The sequence below is a fragment of the Usitatibacter rugosus genome, assembly GCF_013003965.1.
GTDB classification, from domain to species: Bacteria; Pseudomonadota; Gammaproteobacteria; order Burkholderiales; family Usitatibacteraceae; genus Usitatibacter; species Usitatibacter rugosus.
Genome location: NZ_CP053069.1, coordinates 451,945 through 466,809, shown reverse-complemented (window position 1 = coordinate 466,809; position 14,865 = coordinate 451,945). Strand labels below are relative to the sequence as shown.

Below are 14,865 nucleotides of genomic sequence, written 5' to 3'. Positions count from 1 at the left end.
CTGTCCTATTTTTGCTCTACGGTACGGTATCCGCTCTTGAAGCCGGCCGGGTTTGTCCACAGGTTGTTCATGGAACGCATCCGACCTCGCACGGCCGAACGGATTGCCTAGAATAGTCGCCTGCCCGCGGTTTCTCCCGAAAGTCCCATGAACGACCTCTCCCACGAAGCGGCCGCCGGCGCGGCCGCCGATGAGCAGTCCTCCACCGAATTCATCCGGATCCGCGGGGCACGCCAGAACAACCTCAAGAACCTCGACGTGGATGTTCCCACGGGAGAGCTGGTGGTCGTGACCGGCCCCTCGGGCTCCGGCAAGAGCTCGCTGGTGTTCGACACGCTGTATGCCGAGGGCCAGCGCCGCTACGTCGAGACCTTCTCCCCGTACGCGCGCCAGTTCCTCGACCGCATGGACAAGCCGCTGGTCGATGCCGTCGAAGGCATCCCGCCCGCCATCGCGATCGACCAGACCAATCCCGTCCGCACCTCGCGCTCCACCGTGGGCACGATGACGGAGATCAACGATCACCTGAAGCTCCTCTTCGCACGCGCGGCGAACCTCTACTGCCGCGGCTGCTCCAGGCCCGTACGGCGCGACACCTCGGAATCCATCTTCCGCGAGATGACGGAGCGCGCCGCCGCCCTCGGCGACCCGCGCCTCATCATCACCTTCCCGGTGGAAGTGCCGAAGAACTTCAGCGAGGCCGAGGTCACGAAGTTCCTCGAGGCCCAGGGCTATGCGCGCATCCACGCCCGCCACGGCACGCGGCTCGACGTCGTGCAGGATCGCGTGAAGATGTCCTCGGCCGAGAAGGCTCGCGTCGTCGAGGCGATCGAGGCGGCACTGCGCGTCGGGGCCGGCAAGGTCAACGTCTTCGTCGAGGAGCCGGCCGAAGCCTGGCGCTTCTCCACCGGCCTGCATTGCCCCGACTGCGACATCGCCTACTCCGATCCCACGCCGTCGCGCTTCTCGTTCAACTCGCCCATCGGCGCCTGCGACACCTGCCGCGGCTTCGGCCGCGTGATCGGCGTGGACTTCGGCCTCGTGATCCCCGACGAGACGAGGACGCTCGGCGGCGGCGCGGTGAAGCCCTTCCAGACGAAGAGCTTCGACGAGTGCCAGGCCGAGCTCGTGAAATACGCGAAGAAATCCGGAATTCGCCTCGATGTCCCGTTCCGGGATCTCACGGACGCGGAACGCAAGTGGGTCCTGCAGGGCGACCCGGGTTGGGTGAGCTGGCGCAAGACCGGGAAGACGCACTGGTACGGCGTGAAGGTCTTCTTCGACTGGCTGGAGACCAAGGCCTACAAGATGCACATCCGCGTCCTGCTCTCGCGCTACCGCGCCTACACGCCGTGCACCGCGTGCGGCGGGGCGCGCCTGAAGCCCGACTCGCTGCTGTGGCGCGTGGGCACGAAGGAAGAGGCGGACCGCGCGCTCGTCCCGGCCCTGCGTTACCTGCCGAAGGGCGTGAAGTGGACGCGGGAGCAGCTCGAGGCGCTCCCCGGCCTCTCGCTTCACGACACGATGATGCTTCCCGCCGACCGCGCGAAGGAGCTCTTCGGAACGCTCGCCCTGCCCGCGCCGATGGACGAGGCGACGGAGCAATTGCTCGACGAAGTCCGCGCACGCCTGGGCTATCTCTGCGAGGTTGGACTCGGCTACCTCACGCTCGACCGGCAGTCGCGCACGCTCTCCGGCGGCGAGGTGCAGCGCATCAACCTCACCACCGCGCTCGGCACCTCGCTCGTGAACACGCTCTTCGTGCTGGACGAGCCGTCGATCGGCCTCCACCCGCGCGACATGGGCCGCGTGATCGACGTGATGAAGCGCCTTCGCAACGCGGGCAATTCGCTCGTCGTCGTCGAGCACGACCCGCAGATCATGCTGGAAGCCGACAAGCTCCTCGACATGGGCCCCGGCCCCGGCGAGCGCGGCGGCGAGATCGTGTTCTTCGGCCCGCCCGAGGCGTTGAAGCGCGCGGGTACCGTCACCGCCGAATACCTCTCGGGCCGCCGGCGCGCGGATGCGGGCGTCGTTCCCGTGCCGCCCGATGCGAAGACACCGCGCCTCACGGTGAAGGGCGCCACCGAGCACAACCTGCGCAAGATCGACGCGGCCTTCCCGCTGCACCGCCTCGTGTGCGTCACGGGCGTCTCGGGCTCGGGCAAGTCGACGCTCGTTCAAGACGTCCTGCACCCCGCACTGCTGAAGCACCTCGGCCGTCCCACGGAAACGCCGGGCGCCTTCGACCGCCTCGAAGGCCTCGAGCACGTGAACGACGTCGTGTTCGTCGACCAGACGCCGATCGGCCGCACCACGCGCTCCAACCCGGCGAGTTACGTGGGCGCCTTCGACGCGATCCGCGACCTCTTCGCCAAGGCGCCGGAATCGAAGACGCGCGGCTACACGGCCGGCACGTTCTCGTTCAACTCCGGCAACGGCCGCTGCCCCACTTGCAGCGGCAACGGCTTCGAGCACGTCGAGATGCAGTTCCTCTCGGATGTGTACCTGCGCTGCCCGGACTGCAACGGCAAGCGCTACCGCGACGAGATCCTCGAGGTCACGTGGAACGGCCGCAACATCGCCGACGTGCTCGAGCTCACGATCCACGAGTCGCTCGCGTTCTTCGCGGGACAGCCCGACGTGCTCACGCGCCTCGAGCCGCTCGCCGACGTGGGCCTCGACTACCTGCGCCTCGGGCAACCGGTTCCCACGCTTTCCGGCGGCGAAGCGCAACGCCTGAAGCTCGCGGGACACCTGGCCGAGGCTTCCGGCCGCTCGATCTCCGCGCTGCCGATGCGCCCGGAAGTCCGCGCCAAGCGCACGGGCAAGGTGCTGGCCCCGTTGCACCCGGCGGTGGAGAAGCAGACGCGCGTGTTCCTCTTCGACGAGCCGACGACGGGCCTGCACTTCGAGGACATCCGCAAGCTCCTGGGCGCATTCCGCCGCCTCATCGCCGCGGGCCATTCGCTGATCGTGATCGAGCACAACCTCGACGTGATCCGCGCCGCCGACTGGATCCTCGACCTCGGGCCCGAGGGCGGTGACACGGGCGGACTCGTCGTCGCCGAGGGAACGCCGTCGCAGTTGATGACGCATCCCACGTCGCACACGGGCAAGGCGCTCAAGGACTACGAAGTCTCCATGTCCAGCGGAGCGCTGCCGGCCGTGCGCGAGTCGCGCGGCGAGTACAAGACGCTCGCGCCCGCGGCCGCCGGCAAGAACATCTTCGTGAGGCAGGCGCGCGAACACAACTTGAAGGGCATCGACGTCTGCATCCCGCGCGAGAAGTTCACCGTGGTGACCGGCGTCTCGGGCTCGGGCAAGAGCACGCTCGCGTTCGACATCATCTTCGCCGAGGGCCAGCGCCGGTACCTCGAGTCGCTGAACGCCTACGCGCGCCAGTTCGTGCAGCCCGCGTCGAAGCCCGACGTGGACGCGATCTTCGGCATCCCGCCCACGGTGGCGATCGAGCAGCGCACCTCGCGCGGCGGATCGAAGAGCACGGTGGCGACGCAGACCGAGATCCACCATTTCCTCCGCCTGCTGTTCGTGAAGCTGGGCACGCAGCATTGCCCGGATTGCGACGTGCCGATCGAGCCGCAGAGCATCGATGCGATCGCCGCGCGGATCCTCAAGGAGCGCAGGAACGAGACGATCGCCGTGCTGGCCCCGCTGGTCGTGAACCGCAAGGGCGTCTACACCGACCTCGCGAAGTGGGCGCTGGCCAAGGGCGTCTCGCACCTGCGCGTCGACGGCGAATACCTGCCGACGCAGAAATGGCCGCGCATCGACCGGTTCAAGGAGCACACGCTGGAGCTGCCGATCGCCCAGGTCGTCGTCACGCCCGCCAACGAGAAGGAATTGCGTGCCGCGCTCGCCGCCGCCATCGAGGCCGGCAAGGGCGTCGTGCACGTGTGCTGCGGCGGCTGGGGCGGGCGCGACGTGCAGGTCTACTCCACCAAGAGAGCCTGCGGCTCGTGCGGCCGCAGCTTCCCCGAGCTGGACCCGCGGCTCTTCTCGTACAACTCCAAGCACGGCTGGTGCGCGGACTGCTACGGCACGGGCCTCAAGATCGCGGGCACGCAGGCGGAGCTGGACGACGAGCGCGCCAAGACCGGCACCGAGGACCACGTGATGGACTCGTGGGTCGAGTGGCTGGAGATCGACGAGGCGTGCACGTCGTGCGACGGCAAGCGGCTCAACCGCGAGGCGCTGGCGGTCCGGTTCCGCGAGCAGTCGATCGCCGACATGAGCGCGCAGCCCATCTCCACCGCCCATGCCTTCTTCAAGAAGCTGCAGGTCGCGGGCCGCGAGGGCGAGATCGCGCGCGACATCCTGGCCGAGCTCGATTCGCGGCTGGGCTTCCTCGAGCAGGTGGGGCTGGGCTACCTCTCGCTCGACCGCGGAGCGCCCACGCTCTCCGGCGGCGAGGCGCAGCGCATCCGTCTCGCCGCACAGCTCGGCTCGAACCTGCGCGGCGTCTGCTACATCCTCGACGAGCCGACGATCGGCCTGCATCCGCGCGACAACAAGATCCTGCTGGAGGTCCTGCACAAGCTGAACCAGAACGGCAACACGTTGATCGTGGTCGAGCACGACGAAGACACGATCCGCCATGCGCAGCACGTGATCGACCTCGGTCCCGGTGCGGGACGCGTGGGGGGCGAAATCGTGGCGCAGGGCACCGCGGCCGAGCTCGAGAGGAATCCGAACTCGATCACCGGCCGCTTCCTCGCGAATCCCCTGAAGCATCCGGTGCAGCCGCGCCGGCCCGTGCCGCGCGGTACGCCCTCGATCGAGATCAAGGGCGCGGCGATGCACAACCTCGCGAACGTGGACGTGAAGTTCCCGCTCGGCCGCCTTACGGTGGTGACCGGCGTGTCGGGCTCCGGCAAGTCCACGCTGGCGCGCGACGTGCTGCGCGAGAACCTGGAGCGCCTCGTCGGTGCCGCGCGGGACCGCAAGAAGGAACCGCCGATCGCGGGCATGAAGTCGATCGCCGGCTGGGAGTCGATCTCGCGCGTGCTCGAGGTGGACCAGACGCCGATCGGCAAGACGCCGCGCTCGTGCCCGGCCACGTACGTCGGCTTCTTCGACACGATCCGCAAGCTCTTCGCCGACACGCAGGAATCGAAGATCCGCGGCTACACCGCGAGCCGCTTCTCGTTCAATACGTCGGGCGGGCGCTGCGACGCGTGCGAGGGCCAGGGCGTGAAGAAGGTCGAGATGAGCTTTCTTCCGGACGTGAAGGTCCTGTGCGAGGAATGCCGCGGCTCGCGCTTCAACCCCGAGACGCTCGCCGTGAAGATGCGCGGCAAGTCGATCGGCGAGGTGCTGGCGCTTTCCGTGGACGAGGCGGTGGAGTTCTTCGTGAATCATCCGTCGATCCACCACGCGCTGCGCCTTCTGCAAGACGTCGGCCTCGGCTACCTCACGCTCGGCCAGCAGAGTCCGACGCTCTCGGGCGGCGAGGCGCAACGCATCAAGCTGGTGACGGAGCTCTCGAAGGTGCGGCGCATCGACGTGCCCGATCCGCGCCGCCGCGCACCGCTCGCGCAGACGCTCTACGTGCTGGACGAGCCCACCGTCGGCCTGCACATGGCCGACGTGGAGAAGTTGATCCGCGTGCTGCATCGCCTCGTGGATGCCGGCAATACCGTCGTGCTGATCGAGCACAACCTCGACGTCATCGCCGAGGCCGACTGGATCATCGACATGGGACCGGAAGGCGGAGGCGGCGGCGGGCGCGTGGTCCTGGCCGCACCGCCGGAGACGTTCCTCGAGAAGGGAACGAAGACGCACACGGCCACCGCGTTGCGCGAGTTCATGGACGGACATGCGTCGCGTCGCTAGCTGCAGCTGCGGGCAGCTCACGGCCACCCTCACCGGCGAGCCCGGACGCATTTCCATTTGCCATTGCTATGCGTGCCAGCGCCGCACGGGCAGCGTGTTCGGAGCGCAGGCGCGATTCCCTCGCGAGACGGTGTCCGTCGCGGGAAAGTCCACGGAGTTCGTTCGCGTCGGCGATTCCGGCGGCGTGGCCCGCTTTCATTTCTGCCCGGCGTGCGGCGCCACGGTCTACTACACGATCGACGGTGCCGACGATGTGATCGCGATTCCCGTGGGCGTGCTCGCGGACAAGGATTTCCCCCGGCCCGCCTTCTCGGTGTACGAGGAGCGCAAGCACGCCTGGGTGGAAATTCCGCCCGGCGCCGAACGGCTGGCCTGAGGACGCGCCGCTAGTCCGGGAAGTGGAAGTCCTCTCCCTTCGCGGTGATCCCGAGGCGCGCGTAGTCATCGGGGCCGAGGGTCTGGATGAGCTCGCCGCACTTCACGTGCGAGATCGCTTTCCCGCCGCGTTCGACCACCACGCCCTGCTTCTCGCGCGTCTCGCCCTGGGGGCCCCACTTGCCGATTCCGCCGTACGCAACGTACGCGTGCTCGCCTTTCCGGAAGCGAAGCCAGCTGCCGCCGCCCCCGGAGAACGCCACGCTCTCACCTGTCGCGGCGCGGGACGGCACCGTGCGGACGCTCGGCAGCACAAGCTCCGGCGGAACCTCGGCCTTGCCGAAGCGGTACTCGAGGTAACCGCTCGTCGCCGAGGCATTCTTCGAAGCGCACACCGAAACCAGCTTGGCGCCCGCACGGCATGCGAACACGACCGCCTCTGCTGACGTGCAGAGCGCTGCAGGCTGCACGCGAGTGACGAGCGCCACGCGCTCGGACTTCCCGCAGTCGGGATTGCCCTGGCATTCGTCGGCCAGCACGTTGTCGACGCCGTACTCCAGCCGCACGAGCCGGCCGATCGGCGAGGGCTTCTGGAAGCAGAGGTCGAAGTCGCCCAGCTCCATGAATTCCGTGCCGCCCGCATCGCGAAGGTGGAGGTAGCACGCGACGTCGCCGTTCTCGGTCTTCAGGAGCGTTCCGCTCCCCCGCTTGCCCTCCAGGAGCTTCGCGCCGTCCTGCAGGAACGCCGCGGCTGCGAGCCGCGCCTTGCCCTCGCGGGCGAAGCCGGGGTCCTTCGCGAGGTCGGCCTTCTCGAGGCCGCCCAGCCAGCGCACCATGCGGCCGCCCTGGAAGTACTGGCGCTGCTCGATCCGCGTCACGGACTTGCCCGCCGCGTTGAAACCCTTGATCGCCTGGTACGCGAAGACGAGCGCGCCCTTCGCGAAGTAGTACTCCGTGACGACGTCGCCCGAATCGTCGCGATCGACGGTGGCGATCTTGCGCACGCCCTGCCCGTCCGACCACGCGCGCACTTCGCTGCGGTATTCCACCTTGGGAAGACGCGTGGTGAACGTGACGCTCGCCATGTCGCCCAGTTGCTTCTCCACTGAGCCCTGCACTTCGCGCGCGAACGCGGTGTCGGCCTGGGCGCGCGCAGGGAGCGGCGCCAGCAACGCGGCGAAGAAAAGCAGGAAGGCGACGGGAAGGTTCATCGACCCAAGCTAGCACACCCGCTCGGCACGGTAGACTTCGGCCATGAAGACTGAAACCTCCGGACTGCACCTCCTTCGCGCGCTGCTGCTCGTCTACGGCGCGGCCACGCTCGCCCATTTCATCCACAACGCGGAGTTCCTGCCGGAATATCCCGGCCTTCCGGCCACCTGGACTCGTTCCGGCGTGTACGGCGCATGGCTTGCGATGACGGCCATCGGCATCGCGGGATGGCTGTTCACCTCGCGCGGCCACCGCGCCTTGGGGCTGGCGCTCGTCGCCGTCTATGCGGCCTGCGGCCTCGACAGCCTCGGGCACTATGTCCTGGCACCGATGTCCCACCACACGGTCGCGATGAACGGCACCATCCTGCTCGAGGTGGCCGCCGCCGCCCTCGTCTTCCTCGAGGCCACGCGGCTCGCGGTGACGCGAATCGCACACCGCGCAAGGAGCTAGCCCCCCATGTCCGCCACCAAAGATATCGCCGAAGCCCGCGAGCTGCTCGAACGCGCCGAGCACGAGTCCGACCCCGAGCAGGAGTGCGAGCACATCGAGGAAGCGCTGATCCTCCTCGAGACCGCCGAGGACATGACGCCCCAGCAGGAGGAGCTCATTGCCAACGTGCGCCTCGCCTACGCACGCCGCTTCCTGAACCGCGTGGCGCGCCTGAAGAAGTCCACCTTCGAGACGTGGAGCCACTACCTCACGATCGTCGAGATGCTCGAGCCCGAGATCGACACGCTGGCTCAGGAAGACCCCGAGCTAGCCGAGCACCGCCGGGCGTTCGTCGCGATGTGGGGCCCCGAAGTGCAGGCCGCGCTCGAGCGCAGCCAGAAATCCTGATCGACAACAACAACACCGGAGAATGTCCTTGCGTGCACCGAAAGCAGCCGTCGCGACCCTGATGATCGCTTCCATCCTGGCGGCGCCCACCGCCGTCCTCGCGGACACGCCGCAGAGCCTCTCCGCGAAGATCGGCGGCAAGCCGTTCGAGAGCGACGACGACGGCATCCTGTACCTCATGCCGACGAAGAGCACGCTGAATCTCATGGCGGCCACCAAGGGCGCCTCGGCCTACCCGCCGCCCAAGACGCCCATCGACCGCCTCGCGATCATGTGCAAGAACTTCGACGCGAAGCCGGTCAAGTACGCCGCGAAGGATTTCGGCGGCCACGGCTGCGAAGTGAAGTTCGTACAGGGCGTAAGCAAGACGCCGATGGGCGAGCCGCAGGCCGAGTACCGCATCGCGCCCGGCAACAACGTGCTCGAGATCACTTCGGTGAAGGGCAAGGTGATCGAGGGCAAGTTCGCCTTCGAGCTGGTCGAGGTGAAGACGAAGGCGAAGCTTTCGATCACCGACGGCACCTTCAAGGCCGAAGACCGCCAGAAGTGAGATTCGCGGTCGCGTCCCTCCTGCTCCTCGCCGCCTGCGCGACCTCGCCCGTGAACGACACCGCCACCGACGCGCAAACGATCACGCTGCTCACACGGCAGGCCGACGACTGGGACAAGGCCATCGTCCGCAAGGACCGCGCGGCGATCGAGGCCAACATGGGTGAGGACTTCCGCCAGATCGACAGCGCCGGCAACGTGGAGACGAAGCGGAGCTTCGTCGACGATCTCGTCTCGCCGCAGCTCGCGATCGACCCCTACGTCGTGGAGGATTTCGACGTGCGGCTCTACGGCGACACGGCGCTCCTCAGCGGACGCACGCGGATGACCGGCCGCTACGACGGCAAGCCCTTCAGCTCGCACTACCGCTACATCGACATCTACGTGAAGCGCGGCGGGCGCTGGCAGATCGTGAGCGTGCAGATCTCGAAGATCCCGCCGCCGCCGTAGAATTGCTGTCATGACACAAGACGATTGGGAAGCCCGCGTCGCCGAGCTGTGGCGACAGGCGCCGGACCTTGCACCCGAGGAGCTCGTGGCACGCGCCGACCACCTCGCGGCCGAGCGGGCCTCGGACGATGCCGCCGCGCTCTTCGAGCGGGCCGCCGCGCGCGACACCGCGGGCTTCGAAGCGGAGGCCGAGCATCTCTATCGCCGTGCGCTGGGCTGCGAGGACCTGGACGCCTACCGCCGCACGCGCGCCACGATCCAGCTCGGCAGCACGCTTCGCCTGCTGGGACGCCTCGACGAGAGCGAGGCGCTCCTCGTGGCCGAGCTCGATCGCCACATGCAGCCGGGACACGCGAGGGCCCTGCACGACGAGGCCCGCGCGATCCTCGCGCTCACGTACGTGGCGCAGGGCCGCGCCACCGAAGCCGCGGGCCTGGCGATCGTGACGCTCGCGCCGCACCTTTCCCGCTACCAGCGCTCGATGGCGCGCAACGCCGCGGAGCTGGTTGCGAAGACCTGGTCCTCCTGAGGGAGACATCTCATGCACATTGCCATCCTCACTTTCGAAGGCTTCAACGAGCTCGACTCGATCGTCGCGCTCGCCATCCTCAAGCGCGTGCGCGACAGCCGCTGGCGCGTCACGCTCGCGTGCCCCACGCCGACGGTGACGTCGATGAACGGCGTCGTGGTCCATGCGCAGTCCACGCTCGAGGAGGCTTCCAGCGCCGACGTGGTGATCGCCGGCAGCGGCATCCACACGCGCGACATCGTGAAGGACGCGGCGCTCATGGGCCGGCTGCGGCTCGACCCTTCGCGCCAACTGATCGGCGCACAGTGCTCGGGCACGCTGATCCTCGCGAAGCTGGGTATCCTCGCCGGCGTTCCCGCGTGCACCGACCTCACGACCAAGCCCTGGGTGCAGGAGGCGGGCGTCGAGGTGCTGAACCAGCCGTTCTTCGCGAAGGACAACGTCGCGACCGCGGGCGGCTGCCTCTCGTCGCAATACCTCGCGTCTTGGGTGATCGCGCGCACGGCCGGCCTCGAAGCGGCGCGCTCGGCGATCCACTACGTGGCGCCGGTGGGCGAGAAGGACGAATACGTGGACCGCGCGATGGGCAACATCGCGGCGTACCTTCCCGCGAAGGCCGTGGCTTAGCCCGTATACTTCGCGACCATGCAGATCACCATCAAGATCGCCGTCTTCGGCGCCCTCGCCTTCGCCCTCGTCTGCCTGGGCGCATCGATCAATGGCTTCATCCAGACGCAGGGGCTCACCGATCCGCAGCTCGTCTCCGACGGGCGCGGCTATGCCTTCTTCTGGCTCTTCCTCGCCATCGTCGCCGTGGCGATCGCGGCGGCCACGTGGTGGATCTCCAGGGCGCCCGAGCAGCGCTGACCGATGGCCTGCGAGGAATGCCAGTACCTGCGCTCGCACGAGTTCGCCTCGGCCGATGACCTGATCAACGCCGTGCGCGGAGCCGCCCAGGAGATGGACCGGGGCGTGCTGGCGCGGGACGATCCGCCGCAGCGCGGCGCGGCCGCACAGGAATCGCTGGAGTCGATGTTCTCTTCGGGCGCGCTGCCCGACACACTCAACTACCGCTTCCGCTGCACCACCTGCGGCGACGGATTCACGTTGCACGCCGACACGCGCGACGGCAGCGGCGCGTGGCTGCGCGACGGCGACAAGCCCTAGCGGCCCGCCTGCACGACGTTGCGCAGCGGCTCACCCGCCACGAAGCGCCCGAGGTTGTCGAGGAAGATCCCCGCCACGCGGTCGTAGTTGCCCTGCGCGTGGCCCGAGGAATGCGGCGAGACCATCACGCGCGGCAGGTCCCACAGCGGCGAGGCGGGATCGAGCGGCTCGACCTCGAAGACATCCAGCCACGCGCCTCCGAGATGGCCGGAGCGCAGGACTTCGATGAATTCCTTCTCGACGATCACCTCGCCGCGCGCGACGTTCACGACGTGCGCGCCTTTCGGCAGGCTCGCGAGGCCGGCGCCGTCGACGATCCCGCGCGTCATGTCGGTGAGCGGGCAGGCGAGCACGAGCCAGTCGGTCCCGGGCAAGCGCGAGCGCACCTCGGCGTAGGAAATCACCTCGTCGCAATGCTCGTGCGGCCGCGCCTCGGGGCGTGCACCCGTGACGCGAAGGCCGATGGCGCGCAGCAGCCGCGCAATCTCGCCGCCGATGGGGCCGAGGCCGACGACGAGCGCCGAGGTTCCTGCGAGATCCGGAGGCGAGCGGTCCTCGAGCAACGGCTCCCACGCATGACGGCGCTGCGCGTCCATCGCCTCGGGAAAACGCCGGGCCAGTGCGATCACGCCGCCCACGGCCGTCACCGCGACCGTGCCCGCGAGCGCACCACCGCCCGTGGTCATCGTGATGCCGCGCGCCTTGATGGGCTTCCACACCGGCCGATCCGCGCCCGCCGAATGCGTTTGCACCCAGCGCAGGTTTCGCGAGTGCTCGAGCATGTGGAAGAAGCGCTCCATCGTTTCGGAGATCTTGAATTTGGTGGAACGCCCGGTGATGTCGCGCGAGAGGAAGGCCGCGTCGATGCCGAAATCGCCGTCCGGGCCGGGCGGGGCATCGAGATGCACGATGCGGTGCGCGTGGCCGCCGAATGCCGCCTGCAAGCGGGGCCCGAAGCGCTCCTGCACGACGGGCGAGAGAAGGATTGTGACCATGATCCATCTTCGCATGGCCCATCGAACGGGCTACAGTCCCGGTTCATCTCCGGAGTACACACGACCATGAGGCAGATCGCCCCCGCAGCACTCGCAGCCCTCCTCGGCCTCTTCACGCTTTCCGACGCCGCGGCGCAGGCCTGGCCCCAGAAGCCGGTGAAGATCATCGTCGCCTTCACCGCGGGCGGCACCACGGATGTCCTCGCGCGCACGGTGAGCGCTCGCCTCGCGGACAAGCTGAAGCAATCCTTCGTGATCGAGAACAAGCCCGGCGCCGGCGGCAACATCGGCACCGAGCTCGTGGTGCGCGCTCCCGCCGACGGCTACACGCTGATCGTGAATTCCGTGGGGCCGATGGCCGTCAACGCCACGCTGTATGGCAACCTCCCGTACAACCCGCTCACCGACCTCGTGCCGATCGTGCAGATCGCGGACGTGCCCAATGTCCTCGTCGTGCCCCCGGGCGCCGGCGTGAAGGACATGGAGGCCTTCCTCGCCTACGCGAAGAAGAACAACGGCCAGCTGAACTACGGCTCCACCGGCATCGGCACGTCGTCCCACCTCTCCGGCTACATGCTCGCGTCGCGCGCGGGCTTCGAGGCCACGCACGTGCCGTACAAGGGTGCCGAGGCGTTGAAGGATCTCCTCGCGGGCCGAATCCAGTTCATGTTCGCCACGATCCCGTCGGTCATCGCGCACATCAAGGCGGGAACGCTGGTCGCAATCGCGGTCACCAGCACCAAGCGTTCGCGCTCGATGCCGGACGTGCCCACCGTCGCGGAGAAGGGCTTCCCGGGCTTCGAGGCCGGCTCCTGGTTCGGCTTCTTCGGCCCCAAGGGCACGCCGCGCGAGGTGGTCGACACGCTCAACAAGGCGGTGAACGAGATCATCGTCGAGAAGGACGTCGAGTCGCGCATGGTCGAGCAGGGCGCCGACCCGGTGGACCGCACGCCGGAGCGCTTCGGCGCCTTCGTGAAGAGCGAGCACGACAAGTGGGCGAAGGTCGTGAAGGAATCCGGCGCGAAGGTGGAGTGACCGTAACAATGCGGGCCGAAATCCGGCCCGCGCGGACGTAGAATCGCGTCCATGAACCTGCGCATCCTCCTGGCCGCGGCCGCCCTCGCCGCGGCGCTGCCCGCCCCCGCCGCAGACCCGAACAAGGTCTTCCGCTTCGCCATCGAGGTGGCCGAGACGTCGCTCGACCCGCAGCGGGTGAGCGACCTCTACTCCAACATCATCGCGGGCAACATCTACGACCCGCCGTTGCGGTACGACCACCTCGCCCGCCCCATGAAGCTCCAGCCCAACACCCTCTCGGCGCTTCCCGAGGTGACCGACGGCGGGCGCACGTTCACGCTGCACGTGAAGCCCGGCATCTACTTCGCGCCCGACCCGGCCTTCAAGGGCAAGAAGCGCGAGCTGGTGGCGGAGGACTATGTGTATTCGTTCAAGCGCCTCATCGACGCGCGGCTGCGCTCGCCGCTGCTGGCGGAGATCGAGGAGCTCGTGATCGGCGCCTCCGAAGCCGCCGAGAAGAGCCGCAAGACCAACACGTTCGACTACGACGCTCCCATCGAGGGGCTGCGCGCTCTCGATCGCTACACGCTGCAGATCCGCCTGAAGGAGCCGTCCTTCATCTTCATCTACAACTTCGCGGATTGCCGCGTCTCCTGCGCCGTGGCGCGCGACGTCGTCGAGCACTATGGCGACGACCTCACCAACCACCCGGTGGGAACGGGACCGTACCAGGTCACCGCGTGGAAGCGCGCCTCGAAGATCACGCTCGAGGCGAATCCCAACTACCGCGAGGAGTTCTTCAGCTCGGAAGCCCCTCCGGGGGACGAGGAAGCGGCAGCGGTGGTCGCTGCGCTGAAGGGCAAGCGCCTGCCGATCGTGGGCCGCGTCGAGGTCTACGTGCTGGAAGCCGTACAACCGCGCTGGCTCGCGTTCCTGAACGAGGAGCACGACTTGCTGTGGCGCATTCCGGAGGAATACGCGTATATCGCCGCGCCGGAGAACAAGATCGCGCCGAACCTGAAGAAGCGCGGCATCCACATGGCGCAGGTGCCCGCGCTCGACCTCACGTTCAACTACTTCAACATGGAAGACCCGATCTGGGGCGGCTACACGCCGGAGAGGGTGGCGCTGCGCCGCGCCGTCTCCCTCGGCTACAAGGTGTCCGACGAGATCGCGATCGTGCGCAAGGGCCAGGCCATTCCCGCGGAAACCCCGTACAGCCCCGGCGTTGCGGGCTATGACCCGAACTTCCGCACCTCGGCGGGCGAGTACAACCCGGCCAAGGCGAAGGCGCTGCTCGACATGTTCGGGTACGTGGACCGCGATGGCGACGGCTACCGCGACCTCCCCGACGGCAGCCCGCTCGTGCTCAAGTCCAACTCCACGACCATCGCGCGCGACGTCCAGCTCGACGAGCTGTGGAAGCGCAGCATGGACGAGATCGGCATCCGCTACACGGTGAGGAAGGCGCAGTGGCCCGACCTGCTGAAGGAATCGAACGCGGGCAAGCTGCAGTTCTGGCAGTTGGGCGGCTCGGCCTCGTCACCCGACGCCGACACCTGGCTGCAGACCTACTACGGGCCCAACGCCGGATACAAGGGCAACCGCTCGCGCTTCAAGCTGGATGCCTACGACAAGCTCTACGAGAAGGCGCGCGCGATGCCCGATTCACCCGAGCGCACGAAGCTCTACCAGGAGATGGCGCGGCTGCTGGTGGCGTACGCGCCCTCGAAGATCAACACGCACCGCATCCTCACGGACTTCTGGCATCCCTGGGTCTCCGGCTTCCGCCGCCCGCCGGTGCAGAGCCAGCCGTGGTGGAAGTTCATCGACATCGACCTCGCGCGCGCGCCGGCGCCGCATTGAGAGCGCCGG

The 14,865-nt window shown here is 68.1% G+C and carries 14 protein-coding genes; 12 read left to right on the top strand and 2 right to left on the bottom strand.

Annotated features, from left to right (window positions below; all coding sequences use genetic code 11):
• The first annotated feature begins 147 nt into the window (after nt 1-147).
• Together uvrA and DSM104443_RS02430 are read left to right on the top strand one after the other, a co-directional pair.
• Complete coding sequence (gene uvrA / locus DSM104443_RS02435) at nt 148-5,856, top strand: excinuclease ABC subunit UvrA (RefSeq protein WP_171089105.1); 5,709 nt, start codon at nt 148-150, stop codon at nt 5,854-5,856.
• Complete coding sequence (locus tag DSM104443_RS02430; protein WP_171089104.1) at nt 5,840-6,232, top strand: GFA family protein; 393 nt, start codon at nt 5,840-5,842, stop codon at nt 6,230-6,232. Before uvrA ends, DSM104443_RS02430 begins: the two co-directional genes overlap by 17 nt.
• A 10-nt stretch (nt 6,233-6,242) precedes the next feature.
• Here DSM104443_RS02430 and DSM104443_RS02425 read toward each other — a convergent pair whose 3' ends face one another.
• Entirely contained in the window at nt 6,243-7,442 is a 1,200-nt protein-coding gene (locus DSM104443_RS02425; protein WP_171089103.1) for a hypothetical protein, read from the bottom strand.
• A 43-nt stretch (nt 7,443-7,485) separates the two neighbouring features.
• On the opposite strand from DSM104443_RS02425, the gene DSM104443_RS02420 reads away from it, so the two are divergent.
• Genes DSM104443_RS02420 through DSM104443_RS02385 form a run of 8 tightly spaced genes read left to right on the top strand, consistent with a single transcriptional unit; the run spans nt 7,486 to nt 10,978 of the window.
• Entirely contained in the window at nt 7,486-7,896 is a 411-nt protein-coding gene (locus DSM104443_RS02420; RefSeq protein WP_171089102.1) for a hypothetical protein, read from the top strand.
• Between the two features lie 6 nt (nt 7,897-7,902).
• Nucleotides 7,903-8,283, top strand: coding sequence for a hypothetical protein (locus DSM104443_RS02415; RefSeq protein ID WP_171089101.1), 381 nt, complete (start codon nt 7,903-7,905; stop codon nt 8,281-8,283).
• Between the two features lie 28 nt (nt 8,284-8,311).
• Nucleotides 8,312-8,833, top strand: coding sequence for a hypothetical protein (locus DSM104443_RS02410; RefSeq protein ID WP_171089100.1), 522 nt, complete (start codon nt 8,312-8,314; stop codon nt 8,831-8,833).
• Nucleotides 8,830-9,282: a nuclear transport factor 2 family protein gene (locus tag DSM104443_RS02405; protein ID WP_171089099.1), complete on the top strand. Its 453-nt coding sequence runs from the start codon at nt 8,830-8,832 to the stop codon at nt 9,280-9,282. Before DSM104443_RS02410 ends, DSM104443_RS02405 begins: the two co-directional genes overlap by 4 nt.
• Nucleotides 9,283-9,292: 10 nt before the next feature.
• On the top strand, nt 9,293-9,811 hold the full coding sequence (locus DSM104443_RS02400) for a tetratricopeptide repeat protein (RefSeq protein WP_171089098.1): 519 nt from the start codon (nt 9,293-9,295) through the stop codon (nt 9,809-9,811).
• 12 nt (nt 9,812-9,823) lie between these two features.
• On the top strand, nt 9,824-10,438 hold the full coding sequence (locus DSM104443_RS02395; RefSeq protein ID WP_171089097.1) for a DJ-1/PfpI family protein: 615 nt from the start codon (nt 9,824-9,826) through the stop codon (nt 10,436-10,438).
• Nucleotides 10,439-10,456: 18 nt separating this feature from the next.
• Nucleotides 10,457-10,678: a hypothetical protein gene (locus tag DSM104443_RS02390; protein WP_171089096.1), complete on the top strand. Its 222-nt coding sequence runs from the start codon at nt 10,457-10,459 to the stop codon at nt 10,676-10,678.
• A 3-nt stretch (nt 10,679-10,681) separates the two neighbouring features.
• Nucleotides 10,682-10,978, top strand: a complete 297-nt coding sequence (locus tag DSM104443_RS02385; protein ID WP_171089095.1) for a hypothetical protein — start codon at nt 10,682-10,684, stop codon at nt 10,976-10,978.
• On the opposite strand, the gene DSM104443_RS02380 is transcribed toward DSM104443_RS02385, so the two are convergent.
• Nucleotides 10,975-11,973, bottom strand: coding sequence for a D-2-hydroxyacid dehydrogenase (locus tag DSM104443_RS02380; RefSeq protein ID WP_171089094.1), 999 nt, complete (start codon nt 11,971-11,973; stop codon nt 10,975-10,977). The genes DSM104443_RS02385 and DSM104443_RS02380 overlap by 4 nt on opposite strands.
• A gap of 66 nt (nt 11,974-12,039) precedes the next feature.
• On the opposite strand from DSM104443_RS02380, the gene DSM104443_RS02375 reads away from it, so the two are divergent.
• Nucleotides 12,040-13,008, top strand: coding sequence for a Bug family tripartite tricarboxylate transporter substrate binding protein (locus DSM104443_RS02375; protein WP_171089093.1), 969 nt, complete (start codon nt 12,040-12,042; stop codon nt 13,006-13,008).
• Nucleotides 13,009-13,059: 51 nt separating this feature from the next.
• Nucleotides 13,060-14,856, top strand: a complete 1,797-nt coding sequence (locus tag DSM104443_RS02370; protein ID WP_212756904.1) for an ABC transporter substrate-binding protein — start codon at nt 13,060-13,062, stop codon at nt 14,854-14,856.
• The last annotated feature ends 9 nt before the right edge of the window (nt 14,857-14,865 follow it).

What these genes read in the sequence shown, in the direction of transcription:
- uvrA (WP_171089105.1), top strand. Translation starts at nt 148, where the DNA reads ATGAACGACCTCTCCCACGAAGCGGCCGCCGGCGCGGCCGCCGATGAG.
- DSM104443_RS02430 (WP_171089104.1), top strand. Translation starts at nt 5,840, where the DNA reads ATGCGTCGCGTCGCTAGCTGCAGCTGCGGGCAGCTCACGGCCACCCTC.
- DSM104443_RS02425 (WP_171089103.1), bottom strand. Translation starts at nt 7,442, where the DNA reads ATGAACCTTCCCGTCGCCTTCCTGCTTTTCTTCGCCGCGTTGCTGGCG.
- DSM104443_RS02420 (WP_171089102.1), top strand. Translation starts at nt 7,486, where the DNA reads ATGAAGACTGAAACCTCCGGACTGCACCTCCTTCGCGCGCTGCTGCTC.
- DSM104443_RS02415 (WP_171089101.1), top strand. Translation starts at nt 7,903, where the DNA reads ATGTCCGCCACCAAAGATATCGCCGAAGCCCGCGAGCTGCTCGAACGC.
- DSM104443_RS02400 (WP_171089098.1), top strand. Translation starts at nt 9,293, where the DNA reads ATGACACAAGACGATTGGGAAGCCCGCGTCGCCGAGCTGTGGCGACAG.
- DSM104443_RS02395 (WP_171089097.1), top strand. Translation starts at nt 9,824, where the DNA reads ATGCACATTGCCATCCTCACTTTCGAAGGCTTCAACGAGCTCGACTCG.
- DSM104443_RS02390 (WP_171089096.1), top strand. Translation starts at nt 10,457, where the DNA reads ATGCAGATCACCATCAAGATCGCCGTCTTCGGCGCCCTCGCCTTCGCC.
- DSM104443_RS02385 (WP_171089095.1), top strand. Translation starts at nt 10,682, where the DNA reads ATGGCCTGCGAGGAATGCCAGTACCTGCGCTCGCACGAGTTCGCCTCG.
- DSM104443_RS02380 (WP_171089094.1), bottom strand. Translation starts at nt 11,973, where the DNA reads ATGGTCACAATCCTTCTCTCGCCCGTCGTGCAGGAGCGCTTCGGGCCC.
- DSM104443_RS02375 (WP_171089093.1), top strand. Translation starts at nt 12,040, where the DNA reads ATGAGGCAGATCGCCCCCGCAGCACTCGCAGCCCTCCTCGGCCTCTTC.
- DSM104443_RS02370 (WP_212756904.1), top strand. Translation starts at nt 13,060, where the DNA reads ATGAACCTGCGCATCCTCCTGGCCGCGGCCGCCCTCGCCGCGGCGCTG.